Raw genomic sequence first — 6,480 nt, 5'->3', positions numbered from 1 at the left:
GATCCTCAGATCCTCAGATCATCAAGATCCTCAGAGCTTCAGCTTTAGAGCTTTAGAGCTTCATGACCTCTAAACTCTAAACTCTGAATCAAGGTTTAGTTTGCTAGGTCAGTCCAACATGCTACTGTCTCTACTTAAACGTTTAATGGGACGGACAGAGAATGTAAAAAATAACAGGGACTTCAATTTTATCCTTAACCTCTTAACCTAAAGGAAAGCTTTGGATATAATATAAGGCAAATTTTTACATTCTCCGTTTACAGTTTTCCTTACAATAACTTTTACAGATGTTATCGCTACTTAGTAGTTTTTACTGTAACAACAATTACAATTTTTACATCCTTATTTTTACATTTTCTGGTTTCTAAGAAAACAACACAAATCAATATACAAGTATGTCTTTTTTAAGTAAACTTTGGCAAAAAAGATTTTATTTCTTCTTACTAATCTTTTGTGTCATAAACTTTATCTCGCTTGGCTATCGCGTATTGCTTCTCGAGACCTTGAGTGTCTTCTTTCTCTTTATTCTCTTGTATAAGTATTTACCAAAAATCTTTAACCTTGGGATTTTAGTTTACGGGATACTCGGAGCTTTCTTATTCCCAGCTTCTTACTACTATGGTACTTTCCAACTTGCTATGGTAGCAGCTATTATGGAAACCAATCCAAGCGAAGCAGGTGAGTTTTTAGCAACAATTCCGTGGTACTTGTACTTATATGCAGTACTATTCTTTTTCTACACTTTCTTTGTCATTAGCCAAGGACGTAAGCATCGTCAAGCCTTAAAGCAAGTAAGCCAACGTATTACCTATCGTAGAAAGAACCCACTAACTAAAGTTATTGGTATCTTACTTGCCTTAGCTGTTATTGTGTATGGGTTAATTCATAAACCTCTCGGCGTTGCCAAAGAGCTCGCTCGTGATGGTACTATAAACCAAGTACGTGAACTCCCACAAAGTAAAGCTTTTATCCTTGTCGAGAACTCACGAGTTTACCCTCTGGTTTACCCGTTTAAAGTGTTTTACGCTTTCAAACTTTACTTTGAACAAAAGAATAAACTTGAGCAAGGTCTAACTAAAGAAAGTAGCTGGCAAGTACTTGACGTAAATCCTCATTACAAAAACTACATTGTCATTGTTGGGGAATCTGTACGTCAAGACTTTATGCAAGTATATGGTGCTCCTTTTGCAAACACCCCTTACTTAAATAAAGCTCCAGCTAAGTTCTACCATGGTTACTTAAGTGCCTCGCAAGCAACCTATACTTCGTTACTCTATACCCTCTACCGTTTTGAGCCAACAACTGAACAAGTTTACTCTGAAGACAATATCTTGTCTTTAGCAAAAAAAGCAGGTTTTACTAGTTACTGGTTCTCAAACCAAGGATATAGTGGTAAATTTGATAGTCTGGCAACTAAACTAGCGTTACAAGCAGACAAGTCTCACTTTTTAACATTCAACGGGTTTGAAAGAATTCGTAGTCAAGATAATGCTCTCTTACCAATTATTCAAAGAGCTCTCAATGACCAGAATACACAGCCACGTCTGATTGTGGTACATATGATTGGATCGCATCCTGTATTCTGCCGTCGTATTTGGGATGGTGTTGAGTTTGACTATGTTAATAAAGAACTTAGTTGCTATGTTGAAACAATAAAACAAACCGATAGTTTTATTGAGCAAATAGTACAAATGGCGCAGGCAACTGGAGAATCTTACTCTCTTATGTACTTCTCAGATCATGGTCTTGCTTATAGCCATACTGAAGACGCAAATGAGATGACTTTAATCCACAGTCCAGACTTTAAACAAAGCTATCAAGTACCTTTCTTTGTTATCTCTTCAGATAACCAAGAACAAGAGCACATTAACTTCCAACAAAGTGCTACTAATTTCTTACAAGGCTTTGCTGAATGGACAGGTATTACCTTAGGTCAATACCAAGGTTATCCATCTTTCTGGTTGGGTACAGAACAACCATTAAAAGTCTTTGCTGGTGATAAATGGGTTGAGTTTAACAGCCTCAAAGAACAAAAGTTTATCCCTGCAAAATAACTACATAACTACAGCAACCAATTATTTATCAAATCCTACGAAGTAATTACTTCGTAGGATTTTCTTTTATCTCACAATACCTTTCCTGAACAAATGAGCTAACCCCCATTTGGAGGAAACCTTAAAAAGCCATTCTTCTACCAAAAGAACTTCCTACAACGAAAACTCAAAACCCGAAATACCCAGCCAAAACCAACATCTTAAGCTCATCAACCCCAAGTAAACAAACACCCAAGCAGTGCTTCACTACCTCAATTTAAGCAATTTTCAAGTCGCTTTTGTTGCAAAAACTGAAATAATGTTTTTCATTTTTGAGTATTTATTTCTTAAATCTTTGGGCATATAATACTCAACGTAAACAACGAGATGTGAAAAGAGAAACAATAGTTGAGCTTTTCTTAATTTGCTAAGCAGTTAATAATGCGCCAAAGCAAGCTTAACTAAAGAGCTTAAGAACAAGATCTCAAATTAAAGAGATTACCTAACTAAGAGATTCTTAGCTCCATAACTTAACGCCAATATCTTAAGTAAAGATAAAGAGGTTAACTTCATTACTTCATTCTTCTTCACTAATTCACTAAAGAATTTTTGATTATTGAATTTAAGTTAATACTGTTTTCTCTTAACGCTACTTTATCAATAAGCGTTAAAGATTTATAATAGTCAGCGTACAACAACACAAAACACAATAACAAACAACTAGAGTTAGCTATACAGACAACAAACTGATATAGATACAACAAACAACAACACAACAAACTGCTAACTCGAACACACAAAACAACATAAAAATTCTAATTATATTTACCTCCTCTTGAATTCTTCAACAGTTGGTAAAATCCAAAGAAGACTATCTCGTAAAATTCAGAGAAGATAGTCCTGACAATAAACACAATAAACAACGACAATAAAATAAACAACAAAGGAAACTAGTTATGAAATTCAACAAAACTTTAGCAACAACTTTAGCAGTATTAGCAACTTTAGTAACAGTTAACGCTCAAGCATCTATTGATCAAATGGATAATAGATACACAATTAGCGCTAAAGCTGAAGCACAATTAGCTTCACAAGAAATTACTAAAGTGAACGTTAATGGTCAAACAGTAACTGCTCGTTACGTAACTGACCAAGATGGCTTCCAAAAATTAGTTCTTGGTGAAGTAAATGCTGATAGTAAAATCTACGCGGTAGACAACTTACTAATCCAAGCTCCAGCAAGCATGTCAGTTAGCCAAATTAACGCTTCTTTAAAAGCTTTAAACTACAAAGCACAATTAAGTGCTTAAGCTAAACTTTTACGTAGAAATAATCATAACTGCGTAAAACTACTTTAAAGTAACAACCTACTTTAACCTCAATCATAAGTTAAAAAACACATAAGTAAAAAAACACAACCGAAATTGACTCCACAATAGTCAATTACCAAAGCAAAACAAGCAAACAAAACAATTGTAAAACAATAATAAAACAACAGGAATCTAGTTATGAAAATCAAAACAGCATTAGTATCATCATTAGCAGTAGCAACAGCTTTAGTTTCTTTTAACGCAAATGCAAGTTCTAACGACCCAGCAACTGCTTACCACGATTATTACAAAATGTCAGCAGAGCAAAAAGCAAAAGCTACTGCTAACACAGAAGTAAAAACTGTAGAAGTTAACGGTAAAAGCATTCAAGCTTCAGTAAGAACAAGTGAAAGTGGTATTGTTGACATTGCTTTAGATAGCCCAGCAAACTTCACTTACTACACTGTAGGTAACTTAATTGTTAAAGCTCCAGCTGATATGCTTTTAACTGACATTAACGCTTCATTAAAAGCTCTAGGTTATGAGCAACAAGTTTCAAATGTTGGTTACTTAATGAACCAAGTTCAAATCAATAAAAAATCTTAATCTTTAACTCAAAGTTAATTTTCTCTAACTACCTAACTCAAAGTTAATTTAAAGATAATTCGAAACCAAAAGGAATAGCAAGGGTTAACTGCCTTTGCTATTCCTTTTTTACGTTATACGTTTACTCTAGAGAAAAAAGAAGAGCTCTGGCATTGCTAAATACTAGAGAAGAAAGAAGAGCTCTTGCATTGCTAAACAACTTAATAATTTAAGGATTCCTTAGCAATTGTAAATGCGAAAAATCTCCCGTCAAAGTTAGGTAAACAAACCTAACCACGACGGGAGATTTTTTCATTGATTGTCATAACTAACAGTTAGTTACTGCTAACTGTACCATAAAAAGCCAGTCATAGATAACGAACCTAAATCTCGTTCATCATTAAATACTGTTACTTTATCTTCACTTGTACTTGCCCCTAGAGCATAGAATAATGGATCCATATGCTCCGGAGTTGGCGCTGCTAAATCAGCGTATGGATAATTTGCATAATCTAGAATTGTTGCAAGATCACGTTCAATTACTTTATCACGCATCCAGTTATCAAAATCCTTAGCCCAAGGTAATTCAGCATTCGAACCATCACGTACCATCATACGTAAGTTATGCACAATATTACCTGAAGTAAAGATTAAATAACCACTACGGCGTAGATGTTGTAGTTTTTCTCCTAAAGCAAACATTTGCGCTGGAGTTAAGTTACGATCAATACTTAGTTGTACTACTGGTACATCTGCTTCTGGATACATGTGAACAAGTACTGACCAAACACCGTGGTCAATTCCCCACGAGTTATCAACTTGTACGCCATCATCAGCTAGACTTTGTAATACCTTACTAGATAACTGCGCATCCCCAACTACGTGGTATCTTTTATCATACAACTCTTGAGGAAACCCATACATATCAAAAATCTGTTCAGGAAATGGAGTTAACTGCACAGCGGTATTGTTAGTGTACCAGTGAGCAGAAATCGCAAGGATAGCTTTAGGTTTACCAATCTGCTGTCCTAATTCTTTCCAAGTTTGAGTAAAGTTATTGTTGTTTATGGCATGCATCGGACTGCCATGTCCGACAAAGATGACTGGCATACTTTGAGTAGTTTGCATAATTATGTCCTTGTTTGAATTATTAACTATCGATAAGGTAAAGGTAACCAATTGGTTAGATTGGTTGGATTGGTTTACTGATAGTTTTTACGTTAAGTAGTTTTAAGTTTTAAGTTTTAATGGTTTTAAAGTTTTAATGGTTTTAAAGTTTTAAAGTTTTAAAGTTTTAAAGTTTTAAAGTTTTAAAGTTTTAAAGTTTTAAAGTTTTAAAGTTTTAAAGTTTTAGTTACAGCTAATTAAGTGGTTTTGGTTTGAGCTGTAACTCAATTGCTTCAATTACAGGGTTTCTTAGGTTAGTTGCTTTTACATTAAGTGGTCTCTTGGTTAAGCTAATTTTCCATCAAATGGTTTCTTGGGTAAGCTACTTTTCCATTAAATGGTTTCTTGCTTGAGTTTTTGATGTACTCGGTATCACTTGCCATTACTCTACATTACTTGCCATTAAGTGGTTTTACTTTACAGGTTTTGAGTGAAATAACATTTCCAAAAGAGGAGTAAACTCTTATCTCTTCACAACCAAGCAAGTATCCAAGTCACAACCAAGCAAGTATCCAAGTCACAACCAAGCAAGTATCCAAGTCACAATCAAGTAAGTATCCAAGCTCAAAAAAAGAAAAAGTTAGAGATAACTACAAATAACTATCTCTAACTAAATTAGCAACATTTAATTAATGTATCAAGCATGAGAAAATGCCCAATAATTAAAACAAAAAGACGATTCATCGAGCTAGTAATCTTACTACCCCTAATAAATCTACCTATTATTATAGAAAAAAACTTTGTTTTTTGTCAATTTTTTCATTCGAAGCTCTTACAACCCTAAAGGGATCTAAGGGATAAAAATGTCATAAAGAAATATAACATAGGATTTATATAGATAAAACCGTAGTTTTTTCCTTTATCATATATAAGTTAGGTAGAGTAACGAGTACTAAATCACATAAGAGCTTTATGGTTTTTCCTACAGAAAGTAATTGCTCAAATTTGCAGCAGTAAATTATCCCCTGCAATCTAGTACCTTTTTAACAAATAACTAATATTCCCTCTAGAAAAATTATTTAAATTATGGTAAAGTATACATATAAAGCTTTGTGGTTATTGCTTTATTCTCCTACACTGCTCTTTTTACTAAAAATAGCGGTAATAACAAACGTTTAAATAAACTCGTTTATTTTCTTTAAACTTAAATACACAGTATTAAGTTTGTAATTTCGAGGGAGTGGTTACCCAAAAAATTGGAAAATAAAATTTTCATTGTATCTGTGGTGGGTACATTATTGAATTTATTTAAATTTTTGTTTGTTTGAATTATTAAAGAAAGTTTTAAGTTTGTAGTTAGAGGACAACCTCTAACTATTTTTTTACGCAAAATTTGCTAGTGACACAACCAACTAAAGAAATTAGTGACATAACCAACTGAAGAA

4 protein-coding genes are annotated in these 6,480 nt (G+C 33.7%); 3 read left to right on the top strand and 1 reads right to left on the bottom strand.

Annotated elements, in window-relative coordinates:
- Nucleotides 1-395: 395 nt before the first annotated feature.
- From CKF54_RS07775 to CKF54_RS07765, 3 genes are all read left to right on the top strand, one after another.
- Nucleotides 396-2,054: a phosphoethanolamine transferase gene (locus CKF54_RS07775; protein ID WP_119525776.1), complete on the top strand. Its 1,659-nt coding sequence runs from the start codon at nt 396-398 to the stop codon at nt 2,052-2,054.
- Between the two features lie 935 nt (nt 2,055-2,989).
- Nucleotides 2,990-3,343 carry a hypothetical protein gene (locus CKF54_RS07770; protein WP_119525775.1) on the top strand — a complete coding sequence of 118 codons (354 nt, stop codon included), beginning with the start codon at nt 2,990-2,992 and terminating at the stop codon, nt 3,341-3,343.
- Nucleotides 3,344-3,541: 198 nt separating this feature from the next.
- Entirely contained in the window at nt 3,542-3,949 is a 408-nt protein-coding gene (locus CKF54_RS07765; RefSeq protein WP_119525774.1) for a hypothetical protein, read from the top strand.
- A 324-nt stretch (nt 3,950-4,273) separates the two neighbouring features.
- Here the strand turns inward: CKF54_RS07765 and ygiD are convergent, their stop codons facing one another.
- Nucleotides 4,274-5,056, bottom strand: a complete 783-nt coding sequence (ygiD, locus tag CKF54_RS07760; protein ID WP_222987598.1) for a 4,5-DOPA dioxygenase extradiol — start codon at nt 5,054-5,056, stop codon at nt 4,274-4,276.
- Nucleotides 5,057-6,480: the final 1,424 nt, after the last annotated feature.

Source organism: Psittacicella hinzii (assembly GCF_003585885.1).
In the GTDB taxonomy this organism is placed as follows: domain Bacteria; phylum Pseudomonadota; class Gammaproteobacteria; order Enterobacterales; family Psittacicellaceae; genus Psittacicella.
This window is presented reverse-complemented; position numbering and strand designations above follow the sequence as displayed.

What these genes read in the sequence shown, in the direction of transcription:
- CKF54_RS07765 (WP_119525774.1), top strand. Translation starts at nt 3,542, where the DNA reads ATGAAAATCAAAACAGCATTAGTATCATCATTAGCAGTAGCAACAGCT.
- CKF54_RS07770 (WP_119525775.1), top strand. Translation starts at nt 2,990, where the DNA reads ATGAAATTCAACAAAACTTTAGCAACAACTTTAGCAGTATTAGCAACT.
- ygiD (WP_222987598.1), bottom strand. Translation starts at nt 5,056, where the DNA reads ATGCAAACTACTCAAAGTATGCCAGTCATCTTTGTCGGACATGGCAGT.
- CKF54_RS07775 (WP_119525776.1), top strand. Translation starts at nt 396, where the DNA reads ATGTCTTTTTTAAGTAAACTTTGGCAAAAAAGATTTTATTTCTTCTTA.